An 18,112-nucleotide genomic window follows, 5' to 3' on the forward strand; every position below is an offset into this window, starting at 1 on the left:
GTCTCTATCTCTGTCTCTGTCTCGGAAGTTGTTGCGGGCTGGCTGCGGGCTGCTGTATCCGTCTCTGTCTCTGTCTCGGAAATTGTTGCGGGCTGGCTGCGGGCTGCTGCTGTCTGCGTCTCTGTCTTTGAAATGTCTGCGTATGGACGGTTGGCTGTCGGAATCGGCATTCCGTTTGAAAATTGCTCGCACGGGCATTTCTCGGGATTGGGGGGAGAAGGTCGATCGCTTCTGAGGCGCGTCTGTTGAGCGAGTGTCGGGACGGGGCTTGCGTTCAAAGCGGCCAGAGGATGGTTGTGAGTCTTGACGGCGGCCTTCGCGATTGAATGGCTTGCTGTCGGAATTCGATCGCGAAGAGTTGGGTTTGGTAAATTTTCTCATTGGTTTGTTGTCGCAGTCACTGCGATTTGAGATTTGAGATTTGAGATTTGAGATTTGACAGATATTTAGGGCTTTGAGATTTGAGATGCTTCGACTTCCAACAAGTTTGAGATTTGAGATTGAGGGAGCAATCTTGGGGCTTTGAGATTTTAGATAAAGCAGGTTTTGAAAGCAAGATTTTGCTGTCTAACAAGTTGCTAGTTAATGACTGATAAATCCTGTTTTCTTTGACGAGCTTTTTCTTGTTGAACGGTTGACCGCCGTGCAATTACTATTTTTTTATTTATCCCTCGCTATTCCCAACTCTTAATTCCTCAATACTTTCAGTCAGTCTCAAGTTCTAAAAGTGCCATAATTTCGGTCAATCTTTCGGGATCGGTGAGGTACAAATATCCGATCAAAGTTTCTAAGCTGCTGGCTTGTTGGTATATTTCTGGATCGGCTCGCTTAGAACGGCCGGATACGGCATTGCGGCCGCGCTTGATAATTGCTAATTCTGTACTGTTCAAGTAAGGAGAGATCGATCGCAAGTGACTCGCTTGAGTTTCGGCTCGTACTTGCCCCACCACCAATTCGTGATAAGCTTGCAATCTTCTGGGTGGCATTAAGTACGAACTCCTAATGTAGAGTTCGTAGACTGCATCTCCCAAATATGCCCATGCTGCGGGCGAAATCCTTTCTATTTCTGCTGGTGTCGCCCTCGCAGGATGGACTCGATTTAAACTGATATCAGTCAGACTCAGTTTGAGTCCGTCATCTGCTAGAGGCGACATACTTTTTTAAATAAAACTTCCGCACAGCTTGGTTTTCTACACTTACTTATTTCGTCTTTCGTCTTGGCAGCAATTATAGCGACTGCACTGCTTTGTTAAGGCGATCGCGTAGGCCTGCTGGCTCCTTAATTTTTATACCATTTTTCCGCGTATTTGCCACACATATTTTACTACTCCTGCACCGTTCGTCAAAGCATGGAGGGAAATAGCACCGCTGGCGAGCAGCTTCTGGGAAAAGCGGTGTTTTTTGAGCCGCCAAACCATAAAAATTTGCTATCCAGCGTTGAAAACCGGATAGCTAATTCAATCCACTTTGGCTTGACATACTCACCGCCCTAAAAGTTCGGTGATTCTTGACGCTTCATCGACTGATGCTGGTCGTAGTCTTACTCTGTCTCTGCGTCCGTTTAGAGTCTCCCAATGCCCTATGGCGACTTTTTACTCTGCTTCCAGGTTGGAGCTAACCATTGCCCTTATAGCCGTCTCTAAGTTTGCCCGCATCGTAGCTGTTTCAACGCGTCTTGGGCCTAGAAATCTTTTGAGTGTTGTTGTATTATAGGCTTTGCCAATAAAATTAGGAACAATTAAAGCCGTCCTAAAAGGACGGGGCTTGTATCCCAAATTTTTGGTCAAGCATCCTTGACGTTTTTAACCGCCTCATCAACCGAAGGCTGCAAAGACAAAAATTTCTCTAAGCGAACCAGTTTAACAGTCTGAGTTACGCGGGGATTTGAGACAATTTGCAATGTCCCTTCCAAGGTTTGCGCTTTCTTGACAAGTTGCACAAGCGCGCCCAAGCCTGAACTATCCACAAAGTCGATCTGAGACAAGTCCAAAATTAAGTGTTTTGGGCCCTCGTCAATACATTTACTCAGTACCTTCCGAAAAGTGGCCTCAGAAAAAGCGTCCAGCAGGCCAGTCAAGCGAAATAACTGATAGTTATTCTTGACTTCGCGAGTGCCTCTGAGGCTAACGGTCAGGGTCAATGACTCAGGAATGACACCCTCCTAGCTAGATATGGCTTAAAGTCGAGGCTTCATTATAGGAGTTTTTTGGTATTTTGTCTACAGTTTTTTAGTTATGGGTCATTAGTCATTGGTCATTGGTCATTGGTCATTGGTCATCTGCACAAACTGCTTACCTGGACAATGACTACTGACCAATGACTATTGACTACTGACCAATGACTAATGACTCATGACTCCCCAGAGATGACTAAGCTGTTACTTTCTGATGGTCTCGCATAGACTGGACGAATCGATCGAACAAATAGTCTGCGTCGTGGGGGCCGGGACTGGCTTCTGGGTGGTATTGGACTGAGAACAGCGGCAAGGTTTTGTGCTTCAATCCGGCTACAGTGCGATCGTTCAAATTGAGGTGAGTAATTTCCACTTCCGGGACTAGGGAGTCCGGGTCGATCGCAAAACCGTGATTTTGGCTAGTAATTTCTACTTGCTCGGTTAAACCCGCCGGATGATTTAATCCCCGGTGCCCGAACTTCAGTTTAAAAGTTTCTGCACCCAAGGAAATGCCCAGAATCTGGTGTCCCATACAGATACCGAACACAGGTTTGTCCGACTTCAACAAAGCTTTCGCCGTCGCGATCCCTTCCGTTACCGTGGACGGATCTCCCGGCCCGTTCGACAGAAAAATGCCATCCGGGTTGTATTTGAGAATTGCCTCGGCTGACGTGTCAGCGGGTACAACAATCACCCGACAGCCGTAACTCGCCAAACGGCGCAGGATGTTGCGCTTGATCCCAAAATCTAGCGCTACCACCGTCCACATTTCGCCGTTATCCGGCTTGATTGTCGGACTGAACTCCCATACCGCATCTGTGGCTTCCGACCACTCATAGACCTCCCGGGTGGTCACTTCCCGCACCAGATTCAGTCCGGCCATGCTGGGGGCGCTTTGCACTTGCTCCAAAAGCTCCGCCTGGTCGAGAATCACCGTCGAAATGCCGCCGTTAATGGCTCCCACGGTGCGAATTTTGCGAGTCAGGGCGCGGGTGTCGATGCCGTAAATGCCGGGGATGTCGTATTGTTTTAGGTAGTCTTGCAGGGATTGCGAACAGCGCCAGTTGCTGGGACGGCTGCATACGTTCCGGGCGATCGCCCCGCGAATTTGCGGCCGCGCAGATTCTTCGTCTTCGATATTGACCCCAGTATTGCCCAATTCTGGATAAGTAAAAGTGACAATTTGACCGCAATAGCTCGGATCGGTCAAGACTTCTTGGTAGCCGGTCATTCCGGTATTGAAAACTACTTCGCCGACGACGGTGGCGTCAGCCCCAAAAGACCAGCCGCGGTAAGCAGTACCGTCAGCTAGGACTAGGAGGGCGGGTTGTGCAGTTGAAAGTGACATGGCATCCTTAATTACAGTCGTTTGGTTTAATTCTTACCACTGCCGGGGATTTGATGCTAGCCGGCAATATACAGATATTATTTTAATTTGTGCCAGCCAAGGGAAAAAGGTGCTGGTACCGGAGTCTTGGAATATCTATACCAAAAGGCAGTTGTGATTGTTACGATCGACCTACACTGTTTAATCAAACCATGGTCAGCAAATCTCCCTTGCTTTTACTCTCAAACTCAAAAAAGCCTCTGCTAAACGCTCACAACCTCCGCCAAGCGTTACTGGCTTTAACAGCCGTTATTTCTGTGAGCAGTTCAATTTTAATTGACACCGCCATCAACTCCTCGCCAGCGACGGCTCAAGAAAGTGAGGGATGCTTCATGCGCAACTCTCGCGGCCAAACAGTCAGCTTGAGTCGTTCTGTCTGCGGTTTTGGCCCCCAAGAATTGACGCCGGATACTAAGTCTGATACTAAGTCTGCTACTAAGTCTGATACTAAGTTGGGAGTATTTCTGGTCAAAATTAAACGCCGAGAAGCTAATATTCCAGTTATAGAAGTTACATTTAACGGCAACCAAAAGTTCGATATGATGGTGGATTCTGGAGCCAGCCGCACAGTAATTACGCCAGCAATGGCTACCGCTTTGGGGATAGTTCCAAAAGGAACCGTGCAAGCAAAAACTCCTAACGGAGAGGCTACTTTTTCTCTGGGTAGTCTGACTTCAATCGAGGCTGGCGGTTTGGCGATTAACAATGTAGTGGTACCGATCTCCCCAGCCCTAGAAATCGGGCTGCTCGGACATGACTTTTTTGGTAATAAAGATGTGACTATTAAGCAAGATGTGATTGAATTTCGATCGCGAGTGTGAAAGAAGAAGGAACAGAGAAGAGGGAAGAGGGAAGAAGGAAGAGGGAAGCTTTTCTAGTGCGAGGTTCCTCGCTCGCGAGCTTTTTGTGTAGCTCGCTCCTCAACGAGGCTCGCACTGTTTAAAAATACTTTTTGCATTCATTGAAATGCTCCGGTTCTGATTATTCTATCTTCTTGCTTCTCGCCTCTTCCCCTAATATCCCTCAGCACCTGCTAAATCCCACACATCGATCGTTGCCGAACTTCTTCCTTCACCTCAAAAACTCAACCAACTGCTGCAACTTCAACCAAGATTCGCCGCTCAATAAAATGTCCTTAGCCAGAGAAACTCCTGCTGCGTGGGAACCGATCGCAATTACACCTGCCACCTGAAAAGCCAAAGACGCATTCAAAGCTACAACATCCATTTGTGCTGCTGTACCTTTGCCTTGCAAAACATTCCGCAAAATCTCGGCGTTTTCCTCAACATTTCCGCCTTTCAATGAGCCGATCGCACTTGGTGTCAATCCTACCTGTTCCGGGTGCAAAGTAGTCAGTTCAACTTCGCCGCCCGACAAAACCGCCAAATCAGTCACATCACCCAAACCCGCCTCGTCCAACTTTTCTCGGCCGTGAACGACTATCGCCAACTCAGTCCCCAACTCGCCCAAAGCTTGGGCAATAGTTGATACCAGACTGGGATCGAATACCCCGATTACCTGCCCTTTAGGGCGCATAGGATTGACGAGAGGCCCTAAAAGGTTAAAAACAGTCCGTACTTTCAAAGTGCGCCGGAGCGACGCTACAGCCTTGAGTGCGGGATGCCACCCAGGGGCAAATAAAAAGGTGATGCCTATAGCGTCTACGGCAGCTTTTACCTTGGCAGGATCGGCGCCCAGATTGACTCCGAGTGCTTCCAACACGTCAGCAGAACCGACTTTGCTGGATGCCGATCGATTTCCGTGTTTGGCGACTCGAACTTTGCCGGCGGCGGCGACAAAGGCGACAGCAGTGGAAATGTTAAAAGTTGATGCACCGTCGCCGCCGGTGCCGCAAGTATCGATTAATTTGAGATTGGAGATGGGAGATTGGCGATCATCGACAACACTCTGGGACGCGCCTGTGAGTGACCCAGACTGCAATACCTGAGCCATTCCTGCTAATTCTGGGGCAGAGATGCCTTTAACTTGCAGGGCTGCTAAAATTGCGCCGGAAAGCACCGGGGGTATGGCTTCTGCGAGCCATCCCTGCATCAAGTCGGCGGCTTGGGCGCGCGAGAGGGATTGTCTGTCTAAAAGTTGTTGGAGCAGCGCTGGCCACAGGGGAGAGTCCGCTGTCAAAATTAAAGCGGAGGATCTGTCTGGTGTTGCAAGTGCGACGGGAGAATCAGTCATGTATAGCTTTCTCGGGTATATGAGGTACAGGTTGAGATTTGAGATTTTAGATTTGAGATTTGGGATTTTGGATTGGGGAATTGAGGAATTGTTAATTAATTGGTGAATACCTCACTCTTCGAGAGAACCGCTGTAGCGAGAATATTTTTTGGCTGGGGTGGGATGTTTTGATGTCTGGGCAAAGTGAGAGTCGATCGGGATTTTACCAGACTTGCTGGGGACATTTGGCGCGGCGCCACCCCGATTTTTGCGGAAATGACAGCACCGCTACAGAATTTTTTCGCCCGCAGCATCCGAATATGAAGTTTTTGATACAACAATCGTCCCCGGGATTGTGACAATTTTAAATATGGTGCCCCTCTCGTCAGGAGCGATCGATCGTCCGCTATACTATGTGCCGCCTAAAAATCAATTTCAACGCGCCACCATTCCCGGCGACTGGCGGATTACTTGGAGGGAGTTAGTCGTGCGATCGTCAGTCAAAACGGCAGCGGTAGAAGCGACTGCCAAAACAGCAAAAACTGGCTGGCAGGTAACTAATTTCAGGGTGTGTAATTGCTAATATATTGAGAAAGCTTTTAACTGTCTGGTTTTCCCCAAATGACGGTAACTTTTAGCGCATAGATTAGCCGTTCCAATATTCAAATCTATTTTTAGAATAAAAATATATACCGGACTGGTTAACCTTTGACAACTCTACTAACGAACAGGGCAATAAATGAAGGCAGTAAAAACAGCAGCGTCCCTGGAATCTCCAACTCTAGCAGTTCTCGATCGCATCAAATACACGTATTCTGTAGGAACACTGCTGTATTTGCTTGTGATATGTGTCGCCAGCAATAGAGAAATCATCCCAAAAATTACACAACCAGGCGGTTGATTGATAGGGGATACAGCATCTATCTATGCTACTAATCTACCAAACATATTGAATTTTACACAAAAACACAGCAGGGTATTCAAAAGTGAGACACCAAAAACTAGAAAACACAACAATCGAGTGTAAATTGGAAAACAAATCGATCGATTGCCAGAATATCGAGGAGGCACTGCACCAAATGGAAGCAAAATATTACAGTATGTTTGAAAATGCTGTGTCTGGTATTTTTCAAACCACCCAAGACGGTCGCTACCTCAGTGCTAACCCAGCTTTGGCTCGCATTTACGGATATAATTCCGCGGGAGAACTGATGGACAGCCTGACTAATATCAGCGATCAGCTTTACGTCGATCGCGATCGGCGCGATCAGTTTATTTCTGCTTTGCAAGAACAAGGCGTCGTGTCAGATTTTGAATCGCAGATTTATCGCCGAGATGGCACAATAATTTGGATTGCAGAAAATGCGCGGGCTGTCTGCGATGAAGGCGGTAGATTGCTTTACTACGAAGGTTTTGTAGAAGATATTACCCAGCGCAAGAATGCCGAATCTGCAATGCGCGAAAGCGAAGAACGCCTGCGCATGGTCATTGAAGGCGTCAAAGATTATGCAATATTCATGTTAGATACTAATGGATATGTAGCGAGCTGGAATTCAGGGGCAAAAAGAATTTTAGGGTATGAAGCAAGCGAAATAGTAAACAAAAATTCTGAGTGCTTTTATACGCCTGAAGATATTGCAATTAACCTACCTCAACAAAAATTAACCACAGCTATCGCAGCAGGTAGATATCAAAGTGAAGGCTGGCGGTTTCGTCAAGACGGCTCACGATTTTGGGCGAAGATTATTGTTACTCCTTTGCGGGATGAAAGCGGAGAGTTGCAAGGCTTTTCTCAAGTAATGCAAGACATTACTAGGCAAAAGCAGGCGGGAGAAGAAAGGATGCAGTTGATTACTTCTTTGCAAGCATCGGAAAAAAAGTTTCGCACTTTGTACGAATCGACAACAGATGCGGTAATGCTGCTAGATGAAGAGGGTTTTTTAGATTGCAATCCGGCTACTTTAAAGTTATTTGGATGCAGCACAGAATCGGAGTTTTGTGGCAAGCATCCTTCACAATTTAGCCCGCTGATGCAACCGGACGGACAAGATTCTATAAGTCTATCTCAAGAGCGGATTAATACGGCTCTGCAAACGGGAAATTGCCGTTTTGACTGGCGCCACTGCCGTTTAGACCGTTCCGAGTTTCCGGCGGAAGTGCTGTTAACTTCTATGGATATCGGCGGCAAAATGGGTCTGCAAGCTGTGGTGCGCGATATCACCGATCGCGTGCAGGCTCAGGTGGCTCTCAAACAGGCTAACGAGGTGTTGGAATACCGGGTGAAAGACCGGACAAGTCAGTTGGAAGATGCTATAAAACAGTTGAGTTTGTCGGAGGAAAAATTTTCTAAGGCTTTTCGTTCTAGTCCAGATCCGATGACTATTACTACTTTTACAGAGGGGCGGTTTCTGGAGGTTAACGACAGTTTTTTGTCAACTCTCGGTTACTTGAGAGATGAAATAGTCGGTCATGCGGTACCTGAATTAAATATTTGGGTAAGGCTGCAAGACCGAGTAGATTTTAGACAAAGTTTGCAAGAAAAAGGTGTGGTTCGCAATCAGGAATGCGAGTTTCAGATGAAGTCGGGATCGGTGGTGGTGTGTTTGCTGTCAGCGGAGTTGATCAATTTGGAGGGGGAACTCTGCATGCTGACGGTGATGACGGATATTACCGATCGCAAACACGCAGAAGAAGCCCTGCGGGAAAGCCAGCGCGCCTTATCCACGCTGATGAGCAATTTGCCGGGGATGGCCTACCGTTTTCGCAACGATGCCGATCGCAGTATGGAGTTTGTTAGCGAAGGTTGCTATCAGTTATCCGGCTATTCTCCTGAAGAATTTATCGGTACCCGCCAAGTTTCTCTCTCGGAATTGACACACCCGGACGATCGCGAAATATTCTGTAATGCCGTGGAAGTTGCTTTGCAAGAAAATCGACCATATCAGTTAAATTACCGCATAACTTCTAAAAACGGCGAAGTAAAATGGGTTTGGGAGCAAGGTTTGGGAGTATTTTCTGACTTGGGAGAATTGATCGCTTTGGAAGGATTGATTACTGATATTTCCGAACAAAAACGCAGCGAAGAAGCTTTGCTGCGATCGCAAACCGAGTTGACCCAGCAAAAACTTCAGCTCGAACATACTTTGCAAGAATTGCAGCAAACTCAAGCGGTATTGATTCACACTGAAAAAATGTCTACACTCGGTCAAATGGTAGCCGGTGTAGCCCACGAAATTAACAATCCCGTGAGCAGCGTGTGCGGCAATCTCGTCCACGTCGGCCACTATACCGAAGATTTGCTGCATTTGATCGATATGTATCAGAAACATTGCCCGCAGCCACCAGCATCAATTCAAAAGCAAATTGAAGATATCGAGCTAGATTTTCTCTTAGAAGATTTGCCAAAAGCGATCTCTTCGATGCAAATTGGAGCCGATCGCATTCGGGAAATTGTGCGATCGCTCAGAAATTTCTCTCGCAAAGACGATTCTCAAATGACCAAGGTTAATCTACACGAAGGGATTGAAGGAACGCTGCTAATCCTGCAAAGCCGATTGAGGGCACGTGGGAACTATCCCGAAATTGCGGTAATTAAGGAATATGGAAATTTGCCTTTAGTTGAGTGTTATTCCGGTAAAGTCAATCAGGTATTTATGAATTTGATCGGAAATGCGATCGATGCGATCGAGGAATACAACGCAGGGCGATCGGTTGCCGAAGTCAAAGCTAACCGCAGCAAGATTAAAATTAAGACGGAAGTTCAAAACTCCAAGGCTATAATTAGGATTTCTGACAACGGCCTCGGTATGCCAGAGGAAGTCTCCCAGCAGTTGTTCGAGGCGTTTTTTACCACCAAACCCGCCGGTAAAGGCACTGGTTTGGGCCTGTCAATTTCCTACAAAGTCCTCCAAGAACACGGCGGGATGCTGAGTTGCGTGTCTGCACCAGGCCAAGGAGCCGAATTTATCATCGAAATGCCGATCGAGCAAAACAGTCATTAGTCAATAGTTATTAGTCAATAGTCAATAGTCATGTTTTGCGAGCGTCCCCGCTCGCGAACGTTATTAGTTGATTAGTAGTAGGTAACAACTGTCAACTGTCAATTGTCAACTGTCAACTGTCAACTGTCAACTGCCAACTATCAACTGTCAACTGTCAACTGTCAACTGACACCTATCCAAATAAATTTGAGCCACCCTATCCCCCGAATTTTGCCGCAAACAATCAGCAAAAAGTCCCGCAGCTTCACTAAAATTATAGATATTGTACAAAGACAAAGCCTGAGCAAAGAGTTGCAAACTAGCCAACTTTCCCGCTTTAACATCCGGCAAATCCGCATCAAAAACTTCATAAACAGTCACCCATTCAGACTTCCCCTTAACCTGAACTTTATCAATTACCCGAATTGCATAATCAGCAGGATTAGTCAAGCGATCGACAGTCTGCTGAGTAATTAACAGGGACACACCATAATTCTTCGTCAAATTTTCAATCCGAGCAGCCAAATTAACCGCATCGCCAATCACAGTACCATCCATCCGATTGCGTCCGCCAACAGTACCCAACATCAAAGAACCAGTATTAATTCCTACTCCAATCTGAATCGGCACATAGCCCATAGAAGCACGATGTCGATTGTATTCACCAAGAGTATGCAGCATCGCAATTCCAGCTTTCACCGCATCATCCGCACCCTCGCTAAACAAAGCCATAACTGCATCGCCAATATATTTATCAATAAACCCCTTATTTTCCACAATCAGCGGTTCCATATAACTCAAATATGAATTTATAAATTTAAAATTTTCTTGCGGTGTCATCTGTTCCGAAATCGTTGTGAAATCGCGAATGTCAGAAAACAAAATCGACATTTCCAACTCTACCGCATCTCCCAATTTAACATCAACAATACTGTCACATCCCAAACAAGATAAAAATTGATTTGGTACAAAGCGACTTGTCGCCTCAGTGATTTTAACTTCTGTATCTAGTGCCAGTTCCAGATTGCAATTAACTTGAAAAAGTTCTGTAATCAATTTTTTGCGCTCGACTTCAGCTTTTTTGCGATCGGTAATATCTAAGAGAGTATTAATAGCGTAGGTAACTTTGGCGTTTGTATCATAAATCGGAGTTGCCGAAATTTCTAAGGAGATAATTTTATCGCCGTTATGCACTTCTATATCTTCAGCGGTGGCATTTTCCCCCCTCAAAGCTCGCACAATCGGTAAATTTTCGGGAGGATATTCTTGATTTGTCCCAGCTTTATAGACTTGATAAACCTCTGACAGTTGTTCGGTACTCGTATTCGGTACAACTCCTTTGCCAAATATCTTTTTTGCTTTCTGATTAATATAGTAAACTTTGCCCTCCGAGTCCAAGACTCCCACCCCAACTGGCATTGCTTCCAAAAACTGCGTCAAGCGATTTTCATTTTCGTGAAGTAGGGCAATCAGCAAGCCTTGCTCGCGGTTTAAATCCGCCAATTCCTGATTCATTTGCTGAAGCTGCGCGTTTTGAGCGGCCAGCAGTTGATTTTGCAGGTAACTGTTTACTGCTTCTTTTACAGTCAAACTCAAGTCTTCTTGTTGCCAAGGTTTGGCTATATAACGATATAAGTTAGCATTTTTTATAGCATTTCCCACAGCCTCAATATCTGCTTGTCCTGTCAGCATAATTTTGATAGTCTTGGGAGAAAGTATATGGACTTGTTTTAATAGTTCATCTCCCTTCATTTCCGGCATGATATGATCGGAAATAATTAACGGCACTTCATACCCATCTGACAAGAGTTCTGCAATCAACTCTAATGCTTCGTCCCCACCCTCAGCAATTTCTATCAGATAAGCATTGCCGACAACTTCTTGGAGTTCTGCTTTGAGGCTCTTGAGTACGGTGTTGTCATCATCTACACAGACAATTACCTGTTGTTTCATAGTTGAGATAAACCTGATTTGATAGTTTCCAGCAATTCTGCTGCCGACCAAGGTTTAGACAAACAGCAGTGGAGATTTGCGAATTCTTTGGCTCGATTAATCGCTACTTCATCAGCTTGACCTGTCAGCAAAATTTTTACTACTTTAGGGAATTGCTCGTGAATGCGAATCAGTAGCTCATCTCCCTTCATACCGGGCATTAACCAATCAGAGATAATCACCACAATACTCACGTTTTCTTCGCTTAATTCTTGAATTAAATCTAAAGCTTCCTCAGCATCCTCGGCCGCTTCATAAATATAATTATTGCCAAATGATGATGATAGCTGCGTGCGGAGACTGTTCAGCACCATTCTTTCATCATCAACACACAAAATAACTGCTTTAGACACTGGTTATTGCTCCTGATTCATTAGTAATTAGCTGGAGAATAGTCGATCGACTTACCGGGATGGATCTGATGTCAAGATCGATCGCTGCACGCTCAGCATCTATTGCATAACAGATTTACCCAGAGCCTTAGCTCAGTATAATCCATATAATGCAAGTATTCAGGCTCGATCGCCCATTTCCGGCTAGAGTGGAATTCTGATGTGCGATCGCACCTCCCCAATTGCCCTCACCAGTTCAGTCGCAGCTCATTGGCAGAAAAACATTAAATGTAGTTTGACCGGGAATCGATTCAACCTCAATTTGACCCTGATGTTTTGCCAAAATCTTTTTCACAATATCTAGCCCCAATCCACTACCTTCTCCAGCAGGCTTAGTAGTAAAAAATGGCTCAAATATTTTCGATTTAATCTCTTCTGATATCCCCTTACCGCTGTCAGTAACACTAATCTTAGCCTGCCCGTCTTCCTGGGCTAAATTAATTGTGAGAGTGCCTCGGTAATCCATTGCTTGCAAAGCATTGTGAATCAGATTTGTCCACACTTGATTTAATTCGTCTGGATAGCACAGTATCGGCGGAATTTCGGCATAGTTTCTCACAACTTCAACTCCTTGTTTGAGTTGGTTTTGATAAAGAGTTAAGATTGTTTCAATACCTTCTGTAAGGCTCGCTGCTGTCTTGTCGCCCGACTGTTCGTAACGGGCATAGGTTTTTAAGGCAAACACGACTTTTGAGGCTCTGTCTGTGGCTATGTCGATCGTGGCGAGGCCTCTTTTTAATTCAGAAAGTTTATAGGCCATTTCCAGGACTTGCAAGCTATCGGGTTTTTGCAGCAGCGGCACAAAGTTATCAATTTCTTGATATACTCCCATCATCACTAGGCGATCGGCTGCGGTATCTGGATCTGCGATGCCTAATTCTTGCAGTTGGCTCCTCAAAGCTCTCTTAAATTTGCGTTCTTCTTTGGTTGACAAGCTGGTTTCTTGTTCTAGAGAAAGGTGGAGTAAACTCAAAAAATTATCTGCTTCTTCTCGGGAGAGCGATTGAAACAGTGCAGGTAACTGTTCTAGAGTTTGATTCAAAAACTTAGAAACATTTCCCGCCGAGGAGCGAATCGCACCCAAAGGAGTATTAATTTCGTGAGCAACTCCCGCCACAAGTTGCCCTAAAGCTGCCATTTTTTCTGATTGAATCAATTCTGCTTGGGTAGCTTCGAGATAGCTTAAAGCTTGTGAGAGTTCTTGGGTGCGTTCTTCAACTTTTGCTTCTAAGTTGGCATAGAGTTGGGCATTTTCTATGGAAATCGCCGCTTGGGAAGACAATATTTTTAAGACTGTTAGTCTGTCATGAGTAAAGGCATTTGTCGTCAGATTATTTTCTAGGTAAAGAATGGCGAGAGCCTTTCCTTGGCGTTGGATCGGCAAACACAATACGGACTTTGGTTGTTGTTTGATGATATACGAGTCAGCGGCAAAGTCAGTCTCAGCCGCAGCATTGTTAATTACCAAAGTTTCTTGAGTGCGCCAGACATAGTTGATGATCGAGAGCGGGATTTCCTGGGAGTCGATCGCGGGCATAGATTGCATATCCCACGCTTCAGTGCTAGCACACTGAGTTGCGACGAAGAGTGAATCTCCCTTTACCAAAAGTAAAGTGCCTTTTTCTGCTCCCGCATTCTCGATCGCCACTTGCATTAAATTGGAGAGTAACTTATCGAGATTAATTTCTTCTGACAAAGATTGAGATGCTTTGATTACTGTTGCTAAGTCCAGAATTTCTGAAACTCCAGAACTGGAACTTGTAACAGTTTCCGCCATCATTTTGCTAATTGTCTCATTGGTCTTTAAGCGGGTTTTTTGGTTGAGAATTGGAGCGAGTAATTGAGGATAGCGATTTTCTAGAGCGTCAACTTTTGCTTTAGCACCCCACCGCGCATAGCAGTAGTAGGCATCAGTGAGATAGACTCGGGCGATTTTTTCTTTACGGCATTCGAGATAGAATTTAGCAGCGAGTTCGTGGGCCAGTGCTTCTTCTTGGATGTAGCCGTTTTCTTGGGCGAGTGTAATGGCGCGATCGTAGTAGTCGATCGCTTCGACTTTGCTACCCAGAACCCGACAGCATTCTGCTTCGACCAACAAATACTTGTGTAGAAAGTTCTCTGGACAGCTCTCCGACCAGGTTCGCAGGCGCTCTTGGTGCGATCTAATTCGTGCCAAAGCATCGCTTTGTGCGGCTGGAGATAGCCCCAAATACAAATTGAGTAAGATTAGAGAACCATAGTAGTAATAGCCACTATAAGTCGTGAATCCCACAACATAATTCAAGATCTTTTCCGCTTCAGTGAAATAATACAATCCCGGCTCAAAATCCGCTGTTAAACAAGCGAGGTGCATCCTGAGGATGTAGTAAAGACAAGTTGCTTGTGATGTTTCACCCTCATCGATTGCTTGTTCAATAAGCCAACGATTACCTTCCCGTGCTTGCTCTACCCTGAGTTTGGTTGCAAAAAAATCAGCTCCACCAAGTGACAGCCTCAAAGTCCGATCCTGAATTTTATCTGCCACTAATTGATATTTCTCAATATCCTCTGCAATGGCTGTTAAATTTTCCCCTTGAAATAATCGATTAAAAATGTTACCAAACAAGTTGTAGGCTGCAAACTGAACTTCGCCCGACTCCATGCCTGCGAGAAACCCTTCATAATTCATGCTTGCTGCCCCTGCGATCGGTTTTGCCCACACATGAATCCAAGCTCCGAGCAGAAATGCAGCCTGACACTGCTGAAACTTACGATTGAGCTTATAGCTAAGCTGGATCGCTAAATTTCCCAGCTCATAACTCTGTTGGTATTGCCCTTTCCCCACGCCCAAATGAAAACCATAGGTAGCATAAGCCAGAATTGACTCAGCAGTATTTCCATGCTCGATCGAAAGACGAACTGCTCTGACAGCAGTAAAACAATGAAATTCGATCTGGGCTGTAATGTAGGCGGGGGCCTGTAAACTCATGAGCAATCGGATCTCTGCTAAAACCACGGGATCGCTGCAAGCAGGTAAATCTAAAAGCGAAGCAATTGAGCGATTTTCTAGGCTGTCGATCGCCACAGCAAATTCTTGGCGAACCAATTCTGTCAAATTCTCGGTTTCGACCCCCACACCCAGATCGCTTAACGCAATTAGACCTGTTTGAATTGCTTTCTCAAATTGACCTTGCAGCGTCCATTGAGTAACTTGAATCACATAAATATCAGCGCGGTCAACCGCAGAAGAAATATGCTCTAAAGCAATCGCCGTTGTTGCGCTCAGTTGCTGATAGTTGTTACTGCTCAACTGCACTCCACAGAGACTGTGATGCAGCTTAAACATCAAGTCATACTGCCTGTTCCAAGCCTCTTCTCCCAGCAATTCGATACCTGTTTCAAGATATCGAATTGCAGCCTCATAAGCTGTCGAAGCGATCGCTTTTTGAGCAGCAGCCAAATTGAGCCGTGCGACTTGCTCTTTTTCATCTGGGTCTTTCAGAAGAGATTGACCAAAGTTAATGTGATTGACAATATCAAAAATCATTTCACTCTGTTCGACTTCAGAAAGCTGATTCAGCAGCAATTGACCGATATGGTAATGAGTGGACTGTTTTCGATCGTCGGGAATTAGGGAATATGCCGCTTGCTGGACGCGATCGTGTAAAAATTTATAGGGAACTGCAATCTGGCGATCGCGATTTGTGTCGTCTGATTCGTTTGACTGGAAAAACTTGTAACTTTCACTTTGGGGCAAAATCAATCCTTCTTGCAGCCCTTTCCACAAAGCTGTAGCCGTTTCTGTTTCAGATTGTTCCGAAACAATTGCCAAAGTGCTTAAATCAAACAGACTACCAATACAAGCTGCCAGTTTGAGGATCTCTTGGGTAGCTGACGGCAACTTTTGCAACTGAATTGCCATAAATTCTACCACATCGTCGGTCAAAACCAGCGCCCTGACTTGGGCAATATCGCACTGCCAACCCCCCCTTGCCTCTCCTTGGTAAGGGGGTGTTGGGGGGGTAAAATCAAAGGTAATTAACCCATCGCCGTGCAGGGATTTGAGAAATTGAGTGGCAAAGAAAGGATTGCCTTGAGTTTTGGCGAACACCAGTTCTGTTAAAGGAACTGCTCTTTCTAACGGACAACTCAGGGTATCTGCAATCAGGCGATTCAGAGAATGTTTATCTAGAGGTGCTAAAGTAATTTGATTAATTATTGCTGAGTTTTTTCTAATTTCATCCAGCGTTAGCATCAGTGGATGAGCAGCGGAAACTTCGTTATCCCGATAGGCTCCCATTAATAATAGATAACTCGTATCCCGATCGCACACCAACAATTGCATTAACTTCAAAGAAGCCGAATCAGCCCACTGAAGATCGTCCAAGAAAATTACTAAAGGATGCTCTTTTGTGGCGAAAATTTTGATAAATTTACCAAACAGCAAATTAAAGCGATTTTGAGCCGCACTTCCCTCTAATTCTGCTACTTCTGGCTGTTTGCCAATTAGGTATTCTAATTCGGGGATAACATCAACAATCACCCGAGCATTCTCACCCAATGCTGCTAAAATCTTAGCTTGCCATTTATGCACTTCTGCGGTACTTTCAGCGAGTAATTGGCGCATCAAGTTTTGGAATGCTTGCACCCAAGCGCCCAAGGGAATATCGCGCTTGAATTGGTCGAATTTACCTTTGATAAAGTAACCGCGCGCTCCGACAATGGGTTTGTGAACTTCATTGACTACGGCGGTTTTACCGATACCGGAAAAGCCAGCAACTAGCATGATTTCGACCCCCCCTTGCCCCCCTTTAGTAAGGGGGGAGTTGAGGGGGGTGCTGACGCGATCGAATGCTGCTAATAGCGCCTTAACTTCGGTTTCTCTACCGTAGAGTTTTTCGGGAATGACGAAGCGATCGCAAATATCTCTAGTCGCTAAGGCAAACTGGTTAATCTTGCCTGTTTCTTGCCATTGCTGCCAACAATTTTCTAAATCGTAGCGCAGTCCAAAAGCACTTTGATAGCGCGATTCAGCAGTTTTTGACATCAATTTCACAATCATGTCATTCACCATTGCCGGAATGGCTGGAACCAGCTCTGTTATGGGAGTTGGCTTTTTGGCAAGGTGGGAGTGAACTAACTCCATCGCATCGGTAGATTGAAAAGGCAATTGTCCTGTTAGCAGTTGGTAAAATGTGATTCCCAGCGAGTAAAAATCGGTGCGGTAGTCGATACCTCGATTCATTCTACCGGTTTGTTCGGGAGACATATAAAATAACGTTCCTTCCAGAACGTTAGGACTGATAATTTCTTGGTTTTCTCTGGGTAACAGGGAAGAAATACTGAAGTCGATGATTTTAATTTCTTTGGTATTTGGATTAATTAGAATATTTTGGGGTTTGATATCTTTGTGAATGATGCGATTTCGAGACAGACCTTCTAAAACTTTGACTGTTTGAATAGCGAGCGATAAAAAATCTTTTATACTTAGTTGGTGAAGTGCGGTATATTCGGCAAGAGAGATGCCACCAAAATCTTCCATGACTAAAGCAAAACCGTTGCGGTAATTTAAGAGTGCTAGGGGTTTGGCAATTCCTGTCAGGTCAAGATTTTTGGTGATTGCGTACTGATTGCGAAACTGTACGAGCTCGTTGAAAGTGGGATATTCGCTTTGGAGGATTTTGATAGCCACAGGTTGGTCTGATGCGGAAATTGCCCGGTAAACTTGGGTTCGGGAGCCGTTGTAAATGCGATCTAGGATGCGATATCCGGGAATTGTTAGTGAAGTGTCTGTCATGAGATGTATGGTCGATTAGAATAGTTGAGATTTGAGATTTGGGATTTGATACTATTTCCCAAACATCATGCAGCTTTCTGGAAAATACAAACCCTTATTTTCTAAGGAAGTAGACCTTTTATATCAGGTTGGACAAATCGTAATACAATTATTGGTGTCGTACCAATTTAATGTGAAGCTGCAGAGAATATATGTAAGCTGAACATAGAGCGCAGAGCCAGGAGACGATCGCGCTGACAC

General features: G+C 45.2%; 12 protein-coding genes and 1 pseudogene. 4 read left to right on the forward strand and 9 right to left on the reverse strand.

The features are described 5' to 3' along the window. The 5 genes and pseudogenes from QT974_RS07690 to carA all read right to left on the reverse strand — a co-directional run. Nucleotides 1-381, reverse strand: a pseudogene (locus tag QT974_RS07690) (23S rRNA (guanosine(2251)-2'-O)-methyltransferase RlmB); the annotation flags it as partial. A 323-nt stretch (nt 382-704) separates the two neighbouring features. Further along, nucleotides 705-1,154 (reverse strand): Mini-ribonuclease 3, encoded by a 450-nt coding sequence (locus tag QT974_RS07695; protein WP_333467926.1) that lies wholly within the window; start codon nt 1,152-1,154, stop codon nt 705-707. Between the two features lie 132 nt (nt 1,155-1,286). After that, entirely contained in the window at nt 1,287-1,418 is a 132-nt protein-coding gene (locus tag QT974_RS07700; protein ID WP_333467927.1) for a hypothetical protein, read from the reverse strand. A gap of 365 nt (nt 1,419-1,783) precedes the next feature. Next, nucleotides 1,784-2,140 carry an STAS domain-containing protein gene (locus tag QT974_RS07705; RefSeq protein WP_333467928.1) on the reverse strand — a complete coding sequence of 119 codons (357 nt, stop codon included), beginning with the start codon at nt 2,138-2,140 and terminating at the stop codon, nt 1,784-1,786. Nucleotides 2,141-2,369: 229 nt separating this feature from the next. Next, nucleotides 2,370-3,521, reverse strand: a complete 1,152-nt coding sequence (carA, locus tag QT974_RS07710) for a glutamine-hydrolyzing carbamoyl-phosphate synthase small subunit (protein ID WP_333467929.1) — start codon at nt 3,519-3,521, stop codon at nt 2,370-2,372. Nucleotides 3,522-3,712: 191 nt separating this feature from the next. Between carA and QT974_RS07715 the strand changes: the two genes are divergently transcribed. Then, entirely contained in the window at nt 3,713-4,381 is a 669-nt protein-coding gene (locus QT974_RS07715) for a retropepsin-like aspartic protease family protein (protein ID WP_333467930.1), read from the forward strand. 250 nt (nt 4,382-4,631) lie between these two features. Here QT974_RS07715 and trpD read toward each other — a convergent pair whose 3' ends face one another. Further along, a complete protein-coding gene (gene trpD, locus QT974_RS07720) occupies nt 4,632-5,753 on the reverse strand; it encodes an anthranilate phosphoribosyltransferase (protein ID WP_333467931.1) in 1,122 nt (373 codons plus the stop codon). A 334-nt stretch (nt 5,754-6,087) separates the two neighbouring features. Between trpD and QT974_RS07725 the strand changes: the two genes are divergently transcribed. The 3 genes from QT974_RS07725 (at nt 6,088) to QT974_RS07735 (ending at nt 9,733) form a co-directional block, all read left to right on the forward strand. Continuing rightward, a complete protein-coding gene (locus tag QT974_RS07725; protein ID WP_333467932.1) occupies nt 6,088-6,315 on the forward strand; it encodes a hypothetical protein in 228 nt (75 codons plus the stop codon). 156 nt (nt 6,316-6,471) lie between these two features. After that, nucleotides 6,472-6,633 carry a hypothetical protein gene (locus QT974_RS07730; protein ID WP_333467933.1) on the forward strand — a complete coding sequence of 54 codons (162 nt, stop codon included), beginning with the start codon at nt 6,472-6,474 and terminating at the stop codon, nt 6,631-6,633. Nucleotides 6,634-6,760: 127 nt separating this feature from the next. After that, on the forward strand, nt 6,761-9,733 hold the full coding sequence (locus QT974_RS07735) for a PAS domain-containing sensor histidine kinase (RefSeq protein ID WP_333467934.1): 2,973 nt from the start codon (nt 6,761-6,763) through the stop codon (nt 9,731-9,733). A gap of 147 nt (nt 9,734-9,880) precedes the next feature. On the opposite strand, the gene QT974_RS07740 is transcribed toward QT974_RS07735, so the two are convergent. The 3 genes from QT974_RS07740 to QT974_RS07750 form a co-directional block, all read right to left on the reverse strand. Next, the gene (locus QT974_RS07740; protein ID WP_333467935.1) at nt 9,881-11,665 is read right to left on the reverse strand and encodes an adenylate/guanylate cyclase domain-containing protein; all 1,785 of its coding nucleotides are present in this window, start codon (nt 11,663-11,665) and stop codon (nt 9,881-9,883) included. Then, complete coding sequence (locus QT974_RS07745) at nt 11,662-12,057, reverse strand: response regulator (protein WP_333467936.1); 396 nt, start codon at nt 12,055-12,057, stop codon at nt 11,662-11,664. The genes QT974_RS07740 and QT974_RS07745 overlap by 4 nt, the downstream gene beginning before the upstream one ends. 235 nt (nt 12,058-12,292) lie before the next feature. Then, nucleotides 12,293-17,872, reverse strand: coding sequence for a trifunctional serine/threonine-protein kinase/ATP-binding protein/sensor histidine kinase (locus QT974_RS07750; RefSeq protein WP_333467937.1), 5,580 nt, complete (start codon nt 17,870-17,872; stop codon nt 12,293-12,295). Nucleotides 17,873-18,112 lie beyond the last annotated feature (240 nt).

The organism is Microcoleus sp. BM001215392, assembly GCF_036700185.1.
In the GTDB taxonomy this organism is placed as follows: Bacteria; Cyanobacteriota; Cyanobacteriia; order Cyanobacteriales; family Microcoleaceae; genus Microcoleus.

Excerpts from the sequence above, each read along its gene's own strand:
- carA (WP_333467929.1), bottom strand. The coding sequence starts at position 3,521 with ATGTCACTTTCAACTGCACAACCCGCCCTCCTAGTCCTAGCTGACGGT.
- QT974_RS07750 (WP_333467937.1), bottom strand. The coding sequence starts at position 17,872 with ATGACAGACACTTCACTAACAATTCCCGGATATCGCATCCTAGATCGC.
- trpD (WP_333467931.1), bottom strand. The coding sequence starts at position 5,753 with ATGACTGATTCTCCCGTCGCACTTGCAACACCAGACAGATCCTCCGCT.
- QT974_RS07700 (WP_333467927.1), bottom strand. The coding sequence starts at position 1,418 with ATGGTTTGGCGGCTCAAAAAACACCGCTTTTCCCAGAAGCTGCTCGCC.
- QT974_RS07740 (WP_333467935.1), bottom strand. The coding sequence starts at position 11,665 with ATGAAACAACAGGTAATTGTCTGTGTAGATGATGACAACACCGTACTC.
- QT974_RS07715 (WP_333467930.1), top strand. The coding sequence starts at position 3,713 with ATGGTCAGCAAATCTCCCTTGCTTTTACTCTCAAACTCAAAAAAGCCT.
- QT974_RS07730 (WP_333467933.1), top strand. The coding sequence starts at position 6,472 with ATGAAGGCAGTAAAAACAGCAGCGTCCCTGGAATCTCCAACTCTAGCA.
- QT974_RS07695 (WP_333467926.1), bottom strand. The coding sequence starts at position 1,154 with ATGTCGCCTCTAGCAGATGACGGACTCAAACTGAGTCTGACTGATATC.